The 16,088-nt window shown below is 31.0% G+C and carries 17 protein-coding genes; 7 read left to right on the top strand and 10 right to left on the bottom strand.

Features of this window, described 5'->3' with window-relative positions:
* Positions 1-97 precede the first annotated feature (97 nt).
* Positions 98-907, top strand: a complete 810-nt coding sequence (map, locus tag BM335_RS11600; protein WP_090227656.1) for a type I methionyl aminopeptidase — start codon at positions 98-100, stop codon at positions 905-907.
* Positions 904-1,668: a class I SAM-dependent methyltransferase gene (locus tag BM335_RS11595; protein ID WP_090227651.1), complete on the top strand. Its 765-nt coding sequence runs from the start codon at positions 904-906 to the stop codon at positions 1,666-1,668. Before map ends, BM335_RS11595 begins: the two co-directional genes overlap by 4 nt.
* A 1-nt stretch (position 1,669) precedes the next feature.
* Here the strand turns inward: BM335_RS11595 and BM335_RS11590 are convergent, their stop codons facing one another.
* The gene (locus BM335_RS11590) at positions 1,670-2,659 is read right to left on the bottom strand and encodes an FAD:protein FMN transferase (RefSeq protein WP_090227647.1); all 990 of its coding nucleotides are present in this window, start codon (positions 2,657-2,659) and stop codon (positions 1,670-1,672) included.
* Positions 2,660-2,805: 146 nt separating this feature from the next.
* Between BM335_RS11590 and BM335_RS11585 the strand changes: the two genes are divergently transcribed.
* On the top strand, positions 2,806-3,645 hold the full coding sequence (locus tag BM335_RS11585; protein ID WP_090227643.1) for an OmpA/MotB family protein: 840 nt from the start codon (positions 2,806-2,808) through the stop codon (positions 3,643-3,645).
* A gap of 62 nt (positions 3,646-3,707) precedes the next feature.
* Here BM335_RS11585 and BM335_RS11580 read toward each other — a convergent pair whose 3' ends face one another.
* From BM335_RS11580 to BM335_RS11550, 7 genes are all read right to left on the bottom strand, one after another.
* Complete coding sequence (locus BM335_RS11580; protein ID WP_090227639.1) at positions 3,708-4,085, bottom strand: Na(+)-translocating NADH-quinone reductase subunit F; 378 nt, start codon at positions 4,083-4,085, stop codon at positions 3,708-3,710.
* Positions 4,086-4,168: 83 nt separating this feature from the next.
* Positions 4,169-5,479: an NADH:ubiquinone reductase (Na(+)-transporting) subunit F gene (gene nqrF, locus BM335_RS11575; protein WP_090227634.1), complete on the bottom strand. Its 1,311-nt coding sequence runs from the start codon at positions 5,477-5,479 to the stop codon at positions 4,169-4,171.
* A gap of 2 nt (positions 5,480-5,481) precedes the next feature.
* Positions 5,482-6,231 carry an NADH:ubiquinone reductase (Na(+)-transporting) subunit E gene (gene nqrE, locus BM335_RS11570; protein WP_090227630.1) on the bottom strand — a complete coding sequence of 250 codons (750 nt, stop codon included), beginning with the start codon at positions 6,229-6,231 and terminating at the stop codon, positions 5,482-5,484.
* A gap of 49 nt (positions 6,232-6,280) precedes the next feature.
* Positions 6,281-6,925, bottom strand: coding sequence for an NADH:ubiquinone reductase (Na(+)-transporting) subunit D (locus tag BM335_RS11565; RefSeq protein ID WP_090227625.1), 645 nt, complete (start codon positions 6,923-6,925; stop codon positions 6,281-6,283).
* A gap of 3 nt (positions 6,926-6,928) precedes the next feature.
* Complete coding sequence (locus tag BM335_RS11560) at positions 6,929-7,678, bottom strand: Na(+)-translocating NADH-quinone reductase subunit C (RefSeq protein ID WP_090227621.1); 750 nt, start codon at positions 7,676-7,678, stop codon at positions 6,929-6,931.
* Between the two features lie 3 nt (positions 7,679-7,681).
* Positions 7,682-8,881 (bottom strand): NADH:ubiquinone reductase (Na(+)-transporting) subunit B, encoded by a 1,200-nt coding sequence (locus BM335_RS11555; protein WP_090227616.1) that lies wholly within the window; start codon positions 8,879-8,881, stop codon positions 7,682-7,684.
* Positions 8,882-8,885: 4 nt separating this feature from the next.
* Positions 8,886-10,235 carry a Na(+)-translocating NADH-quinone reductase subunit A gene (locus BM335_RS11550; protein WP_090227611.1) on the bottom strand — a complete coding sequence of 450 codons (1,350 nt, stop codon included), beginning with the start codon at positions 10,233-10,235 and terminating at the stop codon, positions 8,886-8,888.
* Positions 10,236-10,427: 192 nt separating this feature from the next.
* Between BM335_RS11550 and BM335_RS11545 the strand changes: the two genes are divergently transcribed.
* From BM335_RS11545 to BM335_RS11535, 3 genes are all read left to right on the top strand, one after another.
* Positions 10,428-11,672 (top strand): type IX secretion system plug protein, encoded by a 1,245-nt coding sequence (locus tag BM335_RS11545; RefSeq protein WP_177219199.1) that lies wholly within the window; start codon positions 10,428-10,430, stop codon positions 11,670-11,672.
* A gap of 61 nt (positions 11,673-11,733) precedes the next feature.
* The gene (gene apaG, locus BM335_RS11540) at positions 11,734-12,120 is read left to right on the top strand and encodes a Co2+/Mg2+ efflux protein ApaG (RefSeq protein WP_090227600.1); all 387 of its coding nucleotides are present in this window, start codon (positions 11,734-11,736) and stop codon (positions 12,118-12,120) included.
* Between the two features lie 4 nt (positions 12,121-12,124).
* Positions 12,125-13,297: a DUF3667 domain-containing protein gene (locus tag BM335_RS11535; RefSeq protein WP_090227596.1), complete on the top strand. Its 1,173-nt coding sequence runs from the start codon at positions 12,125-12,127 to the stop codon at positions 13,295-13,297.
* On the opposite strand, the gene BM335_RS11530 is transcribed toward BM335_RS11535, so the two are convergent.
* Positions 13,294-13,995, bottom strand: a complete 702-nt coding sequence (locus BM335_RS11530; RefSeq protein WP_090227593.1) for an NRDE family protein — start codon at positions 13,993-13,995, stop codon at positions 13,294-13,296. The two genes, BM335_RS11535 and BM335_RS11530, sit on opposite strands and share 4 nt — an antisense overlap.
* A 107-nt stretch (positions 13,996-14,102) precedes the next feature.
* Between BM335_RS11530 and pruA the strand changes: the two genes are divergently transcribed.
* Positions 14,103-15,818, top strand: a complete 1,716-nt coding sequence (gene pruA / locus BM335_RS11525; protein ID WP_090227589.1) for an L-glutamate gamma-semialdehyde dehydrogenase — start codon at positions 14,103-14,105, stop codon at positions 15,816-15,818.
* 62 nt (positions 15,819-15,880) lie between these two features.
* On the opposite strand, the gene BM335_RS11520 is transcribed toward pruA, so the two are convergent.
* Positions 15,881-16,060, bottom strand: a complete 180-nt coding sequence (locus BM335_RS11520; protein WP_090227585.1) for a hypothetical protein — start codon at positions 16,058-16,060, stop codon at positions 15,881-15,883.
* Between the last annotated feature and the right edge of the window lie 28 nt (positions 16,061-16,088).

Raw genomic sequence — 16,088 nt, 5'->3', positions numbered from 1 at the left:
TCTTTCGAAAACGTTTTCTTAATTATTTTAATTGATACTAACTTCACTTTGTTTTTCTTTTTTTTAAAGTAACTTTGCAAAACCAATTTTCAAGAAAATGATAAAAATTAAAACGAGAGAAGAAATTGAGTTAATGCGCGAAAGTGCGCTAGTGGTTTCTAAAACATTAGGAATGTTAGCTGGTGAAGTAAAACCGGGCGTAACCACTTTATATTTAGATAAATTAGCTGAAGAATTTATACGCGCCGAAGGTGCAATTCCAGGATTTTTAGGTTTGTACGATTTCCCAAACACCTTATGTATGAGCCCAAATGCGCAAGTTGTACACGGAATTCCTAATGACAAACCGTTAGTTGAAGGCGATATTATATCAATTGATTGTGGTGCGTTAAAAAATGGTTTTTATGGAGATCACGCTTATACTTTTGAAGTTGGTGAAGTTGCGCCAGAAGTAAAAAAACTGTTAGCTATAACAAAACAAAGTTTATATGAAGGTATTAGACAGTTTAAATCTGGAAACAGAGTAGAAGATGTTGGTTTTGCTATTCAAAATTATTGTGAAAAACATGGATATGGTGTTGTTAGAGAATTGGTTGGACATGGTTTAGGTAAAGCAATGCATGAAGATCCAGAAATGCCAAACTACGGCAGAAGAGGAAGAGGTAAAAAGTTTATGGAAGGTATGGTGGTTGCTATTGAACCTATGATTAATTTAGGAACACATCAAATAAATCAATTAAAAGATGGTTGGACTATTTTAACACGCGATGGAAAACCAAGTGCACATTTTGAACACGATGTTGCCATTGTAAATGGTAAACCAGAACTACTTTCTACATTTAAATATATTTACGAAGCTTTAGGAATTGTAAGCAGTGAAGAAGATGAGTTTAGACAAAACTTATAATGAAAGTTTTTAAATTTATACTCAACACTATTCCTAGACCAATACTTATAAAAGTAAGTTATTGGGTGCGTCCGTTAATTTTTTATTATTTAAAAGGATCAACATTTACAGATCCAATTGATAATAAAAGCTTTAGAAAGTTTTTACCGTATGGTTATGGGCAACAACGTCTAAATGCCTTATCACCAAGCACGCTTTCTTTGGAACGTCATCGGTTACTTTGGCTGTATTTAAAAAATGAAACAGATTTTTTTACAGCACCAAAAAAAGTATTGCATATTGCACCTGAACAATGTTTTTTAAAAGTGTTTAAATCTCAAAAAAACCTTAATTATACTACTGCAGATTTGTATTCGCCAATTGCGGATGTAAAAGCAGACATTTGCGATTTACCTTTTGAAGAGAATTCATTTGATGTAGTGTTTTGTAACCATGTGTTGGAACATATTGAAGATGATAAAAAAGCAATGAGTGAATTATATAGAGTTTTAAAACCTGGTGGCTTGGGAATATTTCAAATTCCGCAAGATTTATCACTGGAAACTACTTATGAAGATTTTTCAATAACATCAAAAGAAGAACGAAAAAAACACTTTGGACAATACGACCATGTTCGTGTATATGGTAAAGATTATTTTGATAGATTAAGAGCTGTTGGTTTTACTGTAAATGAAATAGATTATTCCAAAACGCTTTCACAAGAATTACTTACAAAATACTGTTTGGTGAAAGGCGAAATTTTACCTATTTGTACTAAATAATTTAATTGTCGAAATTTTCTGATTTGTACGTTTGTAATTGATCATTTTCATCAATATAAATTAAAAAGGCTTTTAATTCAGTGTGTGTTTTTAAAAATTCTTTTGTTTTTTCTAATCCCATTGCCATACAAGCTGTAGCATAACCATCAACATCGGCACAATCAGATTTTGAAATAACAGAAGCACTTAATAAATTACTTTCAGTTGCATAACCAGTTTTGGTATTTATAGTATGGACAAACTTTTTGCCATCAGGTGTTGTTCTATATTTTCTATAATTTCCAGAAGTAGCAATAGATTCATTATGTAATTGAATTACAGTTGCAAATGAACGTGAGCCATCTTCATTTGGGTTTTCAATAGCAATTTTCCAGGCAACACCATCTTGGTTAACACCTCTAGCTCTAATTTCGCCACCAATTTCAACCATATAATTGGCAATATTGTTTTGTTCAAAAAGTCTTCCAATAATATCAACTAAATATCCTTTGCCAATGGCATTAAAATCGAAATAAATTTGAGGATACATTTTTTTAACTTTTCCATTGTTTAAACTCACTTTATGAAAACCTACAAAAGTGAGTAATGAGTCTATTTTAAGCGAGTCTAAGTCTGCAATTTCATTTTCTGGTCCAAATCCCCATGCGTTCACTAAAATCCCAACTGTTGGATCAAAATCTCCGTTAGTTTCATTAAAAATTCTAGCCGATTTATTAAAAACTTCTTGAAAATACGCATCAACCACCACAGTGGTATCACCATCGTTAATTTTTGAAATATCAGAAGTAGGAATGTAGGTTGAGGTAGACTTGTTAATTGCTGTAATTAAACTATCTATTTTTCCTTCAAAATTAACAGTATCATCTGATAAATATTTAATAGAAAAAGTTGTTCCTATGGCTTCCCCTTGTAATGTTTTTAATTCGAGGGAATTATTATCCGAACATGAAAAAAATACGATTAAAATTAATATATATAGGGCGTTTTTCATTATAATTTTGTATATTAAAAGGTCAGTAAAAATAGGCTGTAAAGATAGTAATTTATTATTATCATAAATATTTCTTAAATTTGAAATGAATTAATTTTATTGTGGTCTTTTTACTACATTTGTTCAGTATTTAAACAATTTTTATTATGAAAAGAATATCAGTTTTGATTATCACAGCATCAGTTGTGTTGAGTTCATGTGTGTCACAAAAAAAATACACAGAATTAGAAGGGAATTATAAAAAAACAAGTCAGGAGTTGGTTGATGCCAAAGCCGATTTAATGAAATGTAGAATAGAAAATGAAGGAAAACTTTCAGCACTGGAGCAAAGAGTGTTGGATTTAAAAAAAGACAAAGAAAAAACATTAGAGTATGTTGACAATTTAACAGTGTTATCTAAATCTGCTTCAGATAACATTAAAGAAACGCTTGCTCAAATGGGTAAAAAGGATGAGTACATTCAACACATCCAAAAAGCTATGAATAAAAAGGATTCAATAAATTTAGCTTTAGGATTCCAATTGAAAAAAGTATTAAAAGATGGATTTAATGATGAAGACATTGAAGTAAGTGTTGAGAAAACAGTTGTTTACATTAACATAGCTGACAAATTATTATTTAAAAGTGGAAGTGCTACCATTTCTAGCGAAGCTAAAAGAGTGTTAGGAAAAGTTGCTGAAGTAATTGCTGCACAACCTAATTTAGAAGTAATGGTTGAAGGTTATACTGACAACAAACCAATTAGTACAGCTGGAATTCAAGATAACTGGGATTTAAGTGTTAAAAGATCTACTTCAGTTATTAGAGTATTACAAGATGACTTTAAAATTGCACCAGACCGTTTAGTTGCTGCTGGTAGAAGTGAGTATAAACCATTAGCAAGTAATGATACTGTTGAAGGTAGAGCTAGAAACAGAAGAACTAGAATAGTTTTAATGCCTAAATTAGATCAGTTTTTCAAATTATTAGAAAATAAGATTGAGTAATTTATAAAACTCATTATTTAAAAAAGCCACGCAATTTGCGTGGCTTTTTTTTGTTAATATTTTTAATTAAGTTCTATATCTAATAATTGTAAGCCTTCATATTGCAGTAAATATTCTTCATTTAAAAAAGGAGGTTGCGTAGTATCATTTTTATGTGCTAAACCAACTCCGGCAAAAATTACTTTAGCATTATTGTGCCGTGCATGTGCTTTAAATGTTTCCATCCAAATAACATCATAGGTTAATGCGTATTCTGAAATTAATGAGGCTTTTACAACTACAAAATAGCGTTGATTATTTTTATCAATACAAACATATTGTGGATTGCTTTTTAGCTTGCTATTAATGGCTATAAACTCATAGCCTTTCGCTTCTAAATCTTTGCCAACAATATTCATCGCTAAATTATGTATTTCTTGTTTAGATAAAGGTCTACTCATTTTTTTTTGATATTTAGTAAATAAAAAATCCGATACAAAAGTACCGGATTTTATTTATTTGTATCAAATTGATGTTCTAAAAATTAACCTCCAAAGTCATCAAATCTAATATTTTCATCTGGCATTCCAAAATCTTCTCCCATTTTTTGAACAGCTTTATTCATTAACGGAGGACCACAGAAATACAATTCAATATCTTCTGGTGATTCATGCTTTGATAAATATTCATCAATAACTGCTTGATGCACAAATCCAGTAAATCCATCTCCTTTTGTATCATTTGCATCTATTTTATTTACCCAATTATCTTCTGGTAAAGGTTCAGATAATACTAAATAGAATTTAAAGTTTGGAAATTCTTTTTCTAATTCGTAAAAATGATCTAAATAGAATAATTCTCTTTTTGATCTACCACCATACCAATATGTAACTGTTCTTCCAGTTTTTAAAGTTTTAAATAAGTGATATAAATGAGAACGCATTGGAGCCATACCAGCACCTCCACCAACATATAACATTTCTGCATTTGATTCGTTGATAAAGAACTCACCATAAGGTCCAGAAATGGTAACTTTATCGCCTTTTTTACGAGAGAAAATATATGATGAAGCAATCCCAGGATTCACATCCATCCATCCGTTTTTAGCTCTATCCCAAGGCGGCGTTGCAATACGTACGTTTAACATAATTTCTCTACCTTCAGCAGGATAAGAAGCCATAGAGTATGCACGTTCTACTAGTTCTGGGTTTTTCATTTTCAAACTCCATAAACCAAATTTATCCCATTCAACTTGAAACTTATCAGGTGTTTCATGTTCTTCAGGGTGTGCGGTAATATCAATATCTTTAAAATCAACTTCACATGGTGGAATTTCAATTTGAATATAACCACCTGCTTTGTAATCCATATCTTCTGGAATTTCTACAACAAATTCCTTAATAAAAGAAGCTACATTGTAATTTCTAACTACGGTTGCTTCCCATTTTTTAATGCCAAAAACCTCTTCAGGAATGGTAATATCCATATCTTGTTTTACTTTTACCTGACAAGCTAAACGTGCTCCGTGCTGTAATTCTTTTCTAGTGAAATGTGGAGTTTCAGTTGGTAAAGCTTCGCCACCACCAGAGTTTACGTGGCATTCACATTGAATACATGTTCCACCTCCACCACAAGCAGAAGGTAAAAATATTTTTGCATTTCCTAACGTAGATAGTAATGAACTACCTGATGGTACTTCAATTTCTTTTTCACCGTTAATTTTAATTTTTACAGGACCTGAAGGCGATAATTTTTGTTTTACAACTAATAAAAGAGTTACTAATAAAAGTGTTATTATCAAAAATACGGCAACGGTTGCTACTATTATTCCTATTGTGTTTACTGCTAATATCATCCTTATTCAATAATTTGAGGTTCGTTAATTGTTGTACTGTCAACTACAGTTTCAACCTCTTCTGTAATACTACTTTCTTGAGAAGGCGCTACAACTTCAATAGAAGCAGTTTCTGTAGTTTCTTCTTTTTCATCACCACCTGTAAGCATTCCTCCAAAACTCATAAATCCAATAGCCATTAAGCCAGTGATAATAAAAGTAATTCCTAACCCTCTTAATGGAGCAGGTACGTTTGAGTATCTAATTTTTTCACGAATGGCAGCAATTGCTAAAATTGCTAAAAACCAACCAATTCCAGAGCTTATTCCATAATTAAAGGCCAAACCTAGTGTAGGTATTTCACGAGATTGCATAAATAACGAACCACCTAAAATGGCACAGTTTACAGCAATTAAAGGTAAAAATATACCTAGTGAATTGTATAATGAAGGTGAAAATTTCTCAACAATTATCTCTACTAATTGTACCATTGTTGCAATGGTTGCAATAAACATAATAAATGATAAGAAACTTAAGTCGTAATCAGCATATTCTTCACCTAACCAGCTTAATGCACCTTCTTGTAATAAATATTGATCTAATAGCCAGTTTAATGGTACAGTAATTGCCATTACAAAAATAACCGCTGCACCTAAACCAACTGCAGTTGAAACTTTTTTTGATACGGCTAAGTACGAACACATTCCAAGGAATGTTGCAAATACCATATTATCTATGAATATTGCTTTAAAAAATAATTCTAAATGTTCCATATGTTTTAGTATTTAGTTTCTGTTTAAAAAAAACAAAAAGCTAATGATATTAATTTTCTATTAATGCTTTATTTCTTGAACGTTGTACCCAAATAATAATTCCTAATGTTATTAATGCCATTGGCGCTAACAACATAAATCCGTTATTTTCATAACCATAAGCATAAACGCCAGTTTTTTCAATTGGATCACCTAAAACTTTAATTCCAAGTAAAGTACCTGAACCTAATAATTCTCTAAAGAAACCAACAATCACCAAAATTACTCCGTAACCTAATGAGTTTCCAATGCCATCTAAAAATGATCTCCAAGGCCCATTCGCTAAAGCAAACGCCTCAAAACGTCCCATGATAATACAGTTGGTAATAATTAACCCTACGAAAACGGATAAAGTTTTACTTAATTCATAAGCAAATGCTTTTAAAATAATGTCTACTATAATTACCAATGCAGCTACAACAATTAACTGAACAATAATTCTAATTTTAGAAGGGATAATATTTCGTAGTAATGAAATTACTACGTTTCCAATAGCTAAAACAAATAGTACGGCTATTGCCATTACTATGGAAGCTTTTAGGTCTGCAGTAATAGCTAACGCAGAACAAATACCAAGTACTTGTATGGTAATTGGGTTATTATCTGCTAATGGGTCTGTAATTAATTTTGCGTCTTTTTTTGATAAAAGTCCCATAAATTATTTTTTTAATGTTTTTAAATAAGGTAAGTATAGCTGTAAATCCTTTTTAAGCATTGCTGCTAAACCGTTCCCTGTAATAGTTGCACCTGCTATAGCATCTACTTCGTTGTCAGTTTTATCGTTGTTTTTAGGGTCAGCATTTCCTTTAGCAACTTCAATACCTTTAAACGTATTATTACCATCTAAAATGTGCTCACCTTTAAAATCATCCATAAAAAAGCGTTCTTTTATATTTGAACCTAATCCTGGTGTTTCTCCAGCGTGATCAAAAAATACACCTTGAACAACTAAGTTTTCATCTAAAGAAACATATCCCCAAATGGCATCCCATAATCCTTTACCTCTAACAGGAATAATATAAAAAGTTGCATTATCTTTTTCTCCAACAAATAAAGGAAGTTTTCTTTCGTATGAAGGATTTTTAGCTGCAGCTTCTTCTTTTTTAATATCTATTAAATATGCATTTGGATTTTCAACAGCGTTGGTACCTGTAATAACATATTGTTTTGTAATATATTTTTTAAATTCCTCTCCAACAATTGATTTTGAAACAAATTCAACACTTGTTTCATCATTTTCGTTAACACCTAAAGCATATAATATGTTTTGTTGTTTTTCAATACGCTTGTTTTCAGTAATTTGCTCTTTGAAATTAGAGGACACAAAAGCTAGTAAAGCTCCAACTATAAGTACCATAGCTGTTGCGAATAGTACTGTATATGAGTTTTTATCTGTATTAATTGCCATTTGTTATGCTGTTTTTACTTTTAAACGTTTTAATCTTCTTTTAACGTTACCTTGAACCACGTAATGGTCAATAGTTGGTGCAAATACGTTCATTAATAATATTGCTAACATTACACCTTCTGGATATGCTGGATTGAACACACGTATTAAAATTGAAATAAATCCAATTAAAAATCCATAAATCCATTTTCCTTTGTTAGTTTGTGATGCAGTGACTGGATCAGTTGCCATAAATACTACACCAAAGGCAAAACCTCCTATTAGTAAATGATGCCAAAACTCAGTACTCATTAAGCTATAAAATTTGCTTCCTTCAGCTATCCAACCAGCGTTTACAACACCGTTAAAAATAAGTCCCATTACTAAGGCTCCTACTACTGAAGATAACATAATTCTCCAACTTCCAATTTTGGTAGCTACTAAAAATATACCTGCCAAAAGAATAAGGAACGTAGATGTTTCTCCAACAGAACCAGGTATGTATCCAAAGAACATATCGGATACTGTGTAAGCAAATTCTTTTCCTTGCGCTAAGCTTCCTAAAATGGTTTCTCCAGAAATGGCATCTAAGTTAGCACCTGCAGCAATTTCTTTTGCTCTTTCAGTTGCTCCTTCTACCCATACTTTATCACCACTCATCCAAGTTGGATACGCAAAGAATAAAAATGCACGGATTACTAAAGCCGGATTTAAAATATTCATTCCTGTACCACCAAAAACTTCTTTTCCAATAACTACTCCAAAAATAACAGCTACTGCTAACATCCATAATGGAATATCTACCGGTACAATTAATGGAACTAGCATACCTGTTACAAAGTAACCTTCTTCAACTTCGTGTCCTTTTATAACTGCAAAAAGCACTTCAACACCTAAACCAACAACGTATGAAACAATAATTAGCGGAAGTATTTTTAAAAAGCCAAACCAAAAAGCATCCATTGATAAAAATTCAACAGGTGCTCCAAAAGCTTTAAAGTGTTGAAATCCAGTATTGAACATTCCAAAAATTAAACACGGTATTAGTGCTAAAACAACCATTGTCATGGTTCTTTTTAAGTCATCAGCAGCTCTTACGTGACCGCCAGAGTGTGTAGTTTCGTTTGGAGTATATAAAAAAGTATGTAAAGCACTATAAGCAGGTAACCACTTTTTACCTTTACCCTTTTCTTTTATATTATGTAAATTTTCTTTTAATCCCATAATCTTATCCTATTTCTTTTAACATTAAGTCTAAACCTTTTCTAATAATTTCTTGATGTGGTTGTTTAGAAACACACACAAATTCAGTTAAGGCAAAATCTTCTGGAGCAACTTCATACATACCTAATTGTTCCATTTCATCTAAATCTTTATACTTACAAGCTTTTAATAGCTGCATTGGATAAATATCTAAAGGAAACACTTCTTCGTAATTACCAGTTACAACAAATGCTCTGTGTTCTCCGTTAGTATTGGTATTTAAATCGTATTTTTTATTTGGGAATAACCATGAAAAAGTTAAGGCTCTTGAAGTTGAAATTTTATTGAAAACTGGTAAATTCCAGCCAAACATTTCATAATCATTTCCTTCAGGAATTACAGTTACCATATTATCATAATAACCCAAACTTCCTTTTAAACTTTTTGCAGTACCAGTTAGAACATTTCCGCTAATTATTCTGTTATTATCACCTTGTAATTTTCCATCAACTAAAGAAGCAATTGTAGCGCCTATTTTAGTTGTATAGTATTTTGGTGTAGCAACTGATGAACCTGCTAAAGCAATAATTCTTTCAGCATTAAACATTCCTGTTAGTAATAATTCACCAATAATTACTAAATCTTGTGGGTTGATTGTCCAAACAACTTCACTTTTATTTACAGGATCAATTTTTGCAATTTGTGTTCCAACATTTCCTGATGGATGCGGTCCTGAAACTTTATGCAATGAAATATTGTCTAAACCAGCTAATGGTGAATTGTCATTTTTTCCAACAGAAACGTGAACACTACCGGATGTTAACTTGCTTAATGCAGTAACAGCAGCTTGTAATTCTTTTTCTTTTCCTGCTAAAACATAGTTATAATCTGCAGCTAATGGAGCACTAGCGTAACCAGAAATAAAAATTGCTTTAGGAGTGTTAGAAGGTTTTGCAATAACATCATAAGGTCGTTGTTTTATAAAAGGCCAACAACCTGCTGCTAATAAATGACTTTTTATTTCATCAGCTTTCATAGCTTTTGGATCTTTTTTTCCAAAATCTACAAATTGTTGATCTTTATCAGCACTTATTTTAATTGCTAAAATTTTTCTTTTTTCACCACGTATAATATCAACCACTTCTCCGCTAACGGGTGAAGGAAATTTCATATTTTCATTAGCTTTGTTGTAAAAAACTGCTTCTCCAGCTTTTACTTTAGCACCAATTTTAATTGATAATTTTGGGATAATACTGTGAAAGTCTTCTGGCTTTATGGTATACATATTTGATGCTAAAGCTTGTTCGGTAACCTTCTCAGCTTCACCTTTTAGCTTTATATCTAGCCCTTTTTTAATTCGAATGTCTTGTGACATATTTTAAGTATATTTAATAGTATCTAAAAAACGGTGCAAAAATAATAATTTATAATGTAGTTTCTGTGTTTTTCAGACAATTTTTTACGCAAAGGTTATAATCATTAATAATCAAAATCGGTTTTATTATATTTACCGTTAGATTTTTGGTATACATATTGATTTTAAATTTACAACCTAATTTAATTTATTTTGAAAAACACATTACTTTTTTTGGTTTTGGCATTTTTATTTAATGTTGCTTACTGTCAAATAGATTTTTCTCAGCCAAATCATATTAAAACCATACAGTTAAAACCAATTGCAACAAATTCATTTGCACCCATTATAAAACTTGGCGATAAAATTCAATTATCTTTTGATGATTTAAATGCTGATGAACATACATATACCTATAAAATAGCGCATTGCGATATAGATTGGAGTGTTTCAAACTTATCTGAATCTGAATTTATAAATGGTTATGCTGAAGATAGAATTAGAGATTACGAAAATTCATTTAATACCCTACAGCCTTTTACCAATTATACCTTAACCATACCTAATGAAAATACCGCTCTTAAAATTTCAGGAAATTATATTATTTCTATTTTAAATGAAGACCAACAGGTTGTTTTTAAACGCTCTTTTGTGGTATACGAACCAAAAGTTACCGTTGGGGTGGCAATTTATAGAAGTAGAGATATTTCAAATATAAATACACAACAAGCTGTAGAATTCACCATTAATAATCCAAATTTTAGAATTAACAATCCTAACGAAGAAATTTACCCAATAATTCTTCAAAATAATAATTGGCAAACAGCTATTAGCGGACTAAAGCCTCAGTTTTTTAGAGGCACACAATTGTTGTATAAATACAATAAAGAAACCAGTTTTTTTGGCGGCAATGAATTTTTATTCTTTGATTCTAAATCTATAAGAAACTCTAGCTTAAATATTGCAAAAGTAGAGTTGGGTACTAATTTATATCATACATATTTATTTACCAATGAAGAAAGAATAGACAAGCCTTATACATTACATCCAGATGCTAACGGAAATTTTGTTGTTAGAAATTTAACAAGTGATAACCCTAACACAGATGCAGATTATAGTTGGGTGCATTTTTCATTAAGTACATTAGAAAACTTAACGGGTAAAGATGTATACGTTAGCGGTAATTATAATAGTTGGCAATTAAATGAATTAAACAAATTAAATTACAACCCATCAACAGGTTTGTATGAAGGTGCTATTTTATTAAAGCAAGGTTTTTATAATTATCAATACGTTACAAAAAATAGCAATGGGCAAATTAGTAACCACGACATTGATGGTTCGTTTTATGAAACTGAAAACGATTATACTGTTTTAATTTACTATAAAGGTTTTGGAAACAGATATACACAAGTAATTGGTGTAGGTTATGGAAATTCCGAAAAAATAAACAATTAGGTTTTACTTTCAAAAATTTCTTATATTTGAAGAACTAATAAAAAAATCAAATTAAGTTACTATGGTACAACAAGTAACCAATGGAATTAAAATATCTGTAATTTCTAATTTTGAAGGCACAAGCTATCGAAATTACAAGTTATATTATGGTTTTAGTTATCAAGTTACTATTGAAAACCAGAGCAATGATACCGTGCAACTGTTAGAACGCCATTGGAAAATTTTTGACTCATTAAACCATACAGAAATTGTAGAAGGATCTGGTGTTATTGGTCAAAAACCAGTTTTAAAACCAGCACAAATACATACCTATGGGTCTAATTGTTTTTTATCATCTCCAATTGGAGCGATGCATGGGTATTACAAAATGATTAATTTTACTACTTCTAAAATATTTAAAGTGTACATACCTACATTTCAGTTAATGGTTCCTAATATTAGTAATTAAAAAAATGAAATTTAGTTTAATAAAATATACTTCTAATCAGTGTAAAGGTTTAGAATGTTTAAACTGTGGACAACCATTAACTGGCAAGGAGAATTTTTGCTCGTATTGTGGGCAAAAAAACACGACCAAAAAACTTACATTTCACAATTTTATAAACAGCCTTTTTGCCGGGTTTTTTTCCTATGACTCTAGGTTTTGGTCAACGTTTATTCCGCTGTTAACAAAACCCGGAAAAGTATCAAAGCAATATATTGAAGGTAAACGCGCCAGATTTGTAAACCCTTTTCAATTGTATTTAAATGTTTCTATCATTTTCTTTTTAATTATTGGAATTTCAAATAAATTTAGTATTGAAAGTACAAATGAAAGTACAAATGAAAGTCCAATGGCTAAGGCAAAAACAACCATTGACTCTTTATCGCAAAGTGAAAAAAAACAACTCGATTCGGTTTTAACAAATTTAAAAGATGAACTTGTAAATGTAAACCCTAAAGATTCTACAAAAACAGAAATTATTACAGACCTAGAAACGGCGTTGGCTATTGCAAAAAGAAACGATACAAGTAAATTAGATGAAAACTATCAATACGCAATACATAAAACGCCTAATAAAAGCATTGGAATTGTTAATAAGGTAAAAGATTTTTATCATTATTATAAGGCTCATCCAACATATCCTGTTTCAAGTGCTTTAGATAGTTTGGGCTACGAAAATACTTTTTGGAATAAAGTGTATTATCAACAAACCGTTAAATCTAATAAAAATTACGAAAAATTTAAAAATGAAGGTGGAAAGGAATTTTTAAAAGTATTAACATCGTATATTTCAATATCACTATTTGTTTTTTTACCATTCTTTACGCTATTTTTAAGTTTAATTTATTTTAGAAGAAACTACACTTATATTGAGCATTTAGTGTTTGTTTTTCATGTGCAAACAGTTTTCTTTTTATTATTATCTATATTTTACATCATAAATTTGTTTACTAAAACCGATGGTGTTTTATTGGTATTTATGCCATTATTTGCATTTTATTTATATAAAGCATTGCGCTATTTTTATAAACAAAGCAGATTAAAAACCGTGTTAAAATTTATTATTTTAAATGGTTTTTATATGCTTTTAGCGTCATTCGGACTTTTAATTGTAGCGGTACTGTCTTTTATTGTTGGTTAAAATATTTCTGAAAAATATTTACCATGTACAACATCTTCATAATCCATTTTAACAGTAGTATTGTTTTTTTCTACGCAAGTAATACTTACCGTTTCAACATACGAGCGTTTCATTAAAATAGACTGTTCTTTATTACCAATTTCTGAATGATGAAAGTTTAAAATTGCTTCTTTTGAAATTTGGTTGGTAGCTTTCCAGTTATTGAACCATTGTTTGCGTAATTCTTTGGCATCATCGGCATATAAAGTTGCAGATGACCAAATTTTCGGTTCAATTTTTAACTTGTTAAAGTGTTTTGTTTGTGCGTCCCAAATAAGTTCAAACAAACGTAAGTTGTTTGTGTTCCAATCAGCAATTACCATAGTAAAAGGTTCAATGTTATTTAGGTTCATTTCAGCAATCACCGTTTCAAAATTAGTTGCTTTCAAAATTTCTTTAGCAATAACACCCCTGCTTTTTTTGTAAGGTACTTTTCTGGTATGTTTTGTAAATGCGCCATTTAAAACACAAACCAATCTGTTAGTTGCACTAACACCAATCCACGTGCCGCCAGCAATTTTGTCTTTTGGCATAAGAATTTCAACACCATCTTCAACATATTTTTTAGGAGCAAACGTTTCTCGGGTACTTTGTTCATCTCTATTGGAGGTTAAAATAAAGTTATGATTACTTGTTGGTAGAAATGTAACGGTACACATGCTATTAAAATTAGTATATTGAGTATTAGTTTGAAACAATAAAAGTAAATCACTTTTTGTAACTTTGTAGACAAATTTAAATCAAAAAAAACTAAAAAAATAATACCATGGCTTCAGGATTTTATAATGTACCAAAAGCGGTAAACGAACCAGTAAAATCTTATGCTCCGGGAAGTGCGGAACGTAAGGCTTTAATTGAAACGTATAAAAAAATGTTTAACCAACAGGTTGACATCCCTTTTTATATTGGTGGAAAAGAATATAGAACTGGCAATACTGTTGATATTCATCCTCCTCATGACCATAAACATTGTGTTGGTAAATACCATACTGCAGATAAAGAACATATTGAGTTAGCAGTAAAAAAAGCTGCTGAAGCAAGAGTAAAATGGGCAGCAACAAGTTGGGAACACCGCGCTGCAATATTTTTAAAAGCAGCAGAATTATTAGCAGGACCATTCCGTTATAAAATGAATGCTGCTACTATGATTGCACAATCTAAAAATGTATTTCAAGCAGAAATTGATTCGGCTTGTGAATTAATTGACTTTTTACGTTTTAACGTAGAGTTTATGACAGAAATTTATAGCAATCAACCACAATCATCTCCAGGAATTTGGAACCGTATGGAGTACCGTCCTTTAGAAGGTTTTGTATATGCCATTACACCATTTAACTTTACAGCAATTGCTGGTAATTTACCTGCTGCACCTGCGTTAATGGGTAATGTTGTTATTTGGAAACCAGCTAGCTCACAAGTATATTCTGCACAAGTAATTATGGAGTTATTTAAAGCTGCAGGATTACCAGACGGCGTAATAAATATGGTTACAGGTAATTCAGCAATGATTACAGATGTGCTTTTAAATAGTTCAGATTTTTCTGGTGTTCACTTTACAGGATCTACACCAGTATTTAATAGTTTTTGGGAAACAATAGGTAAAAATATGAATACCTATAAAACCTATCCAAGAATTGTTGGTGAAACTGGTGGTAAAGATTTTATTTGGGCACATGCATCATCAAACCCTCAAGAAGTAGCAACAGCAATATCAAGAGGTGCTTTTGAATATCAAGGGCAAAAATGCTCAGCTGCTTCACGTGCTTATATGCCAAAAAGCTTATGGCCAGCAATTAAAGAAGCGGTTATAAAAGATGTTAATTCATTTAAAATGGGTTCGCCTGAAGATACTTCAAACTTTATTAATGCCGTAATTGATAAGAGAGCATTTAAAAAATTATCAGGCTATTTAGAGCAAGCTAAAAAAGCTACTGATGCTGAAATTATTGTAGGCGGAGGTTATGATGATGCTGTAGGTTATTTTATAGAACCAACGGTTATTGTTACAACAAATCCAATGTACGAAACTATGTGTACTGAATTGTTTGGGCCAATAATTACAATTTATGTATATGAAGATGAAAAATGGTTAGAAACTTTAGATTTAGTGGACAAAACTGGAGAATATGCTTTAACAGGTGCTATTTTTAGTGGCGACAGATATATTATTGATATTGCAACTAACAAATTAGAAAATGCTGCAGGAAACTTTTATATAAATGACAAACCAACCGGAGCCGTAGTTGGGCAACAGCCATTTGGTGGTGCTCGTGGATCTGGAACAAATGATAAAGCTGGTTCTGTTTGGAATTTATTACGTTGGGTAAGCAACCGTACAATTAAAGAAACATTTGTGCCACCAACAGATTATAGATATCCGTTTTTACAAGAAAGCACTATTGAAACTGTAGAAAAAGAAGTAGAAAGCGCTGTTGAAAAACTAAAAGAATTAGGAAAAGACCTAAAAAGTAAGTTTAAATAAAAACAGTATAAAATAATAAAAAAACTCGCCAATTGGCGAGTTTTTTTATGTTTAAAGTTCAATTAAACGCCTTTAAATTTGTCAGCGCCTTCTAATAACCCAATTAATTGTTGTGGATTATGGATGATAACAGGCATATGTTGCGGACAAATGTAAAATTCACTTTCTTGATAGTAAAACTTTGTAACCGGTATTTCTGTTGATGGCGTTTTACAAACTAAACATGCTTTAACTTGACTCATAATTGTAAATATTAATTAAAAGACAAAG

The organism is Lutibacter maritimus (assembly GCF_900116115.1).
Taxonomy (GTDB): Bacteria; Bacteroidota; Bacteroidia; order Flavobacteriales; family Flavobacteriaceae; genus Lutibacter; species Lutibacter maritimus.
The sequence above is the reverse complement of the archived record's forward strand: the minus strand, read 5'-3'. Positions and strand labels throughout refer to the sequence as shown.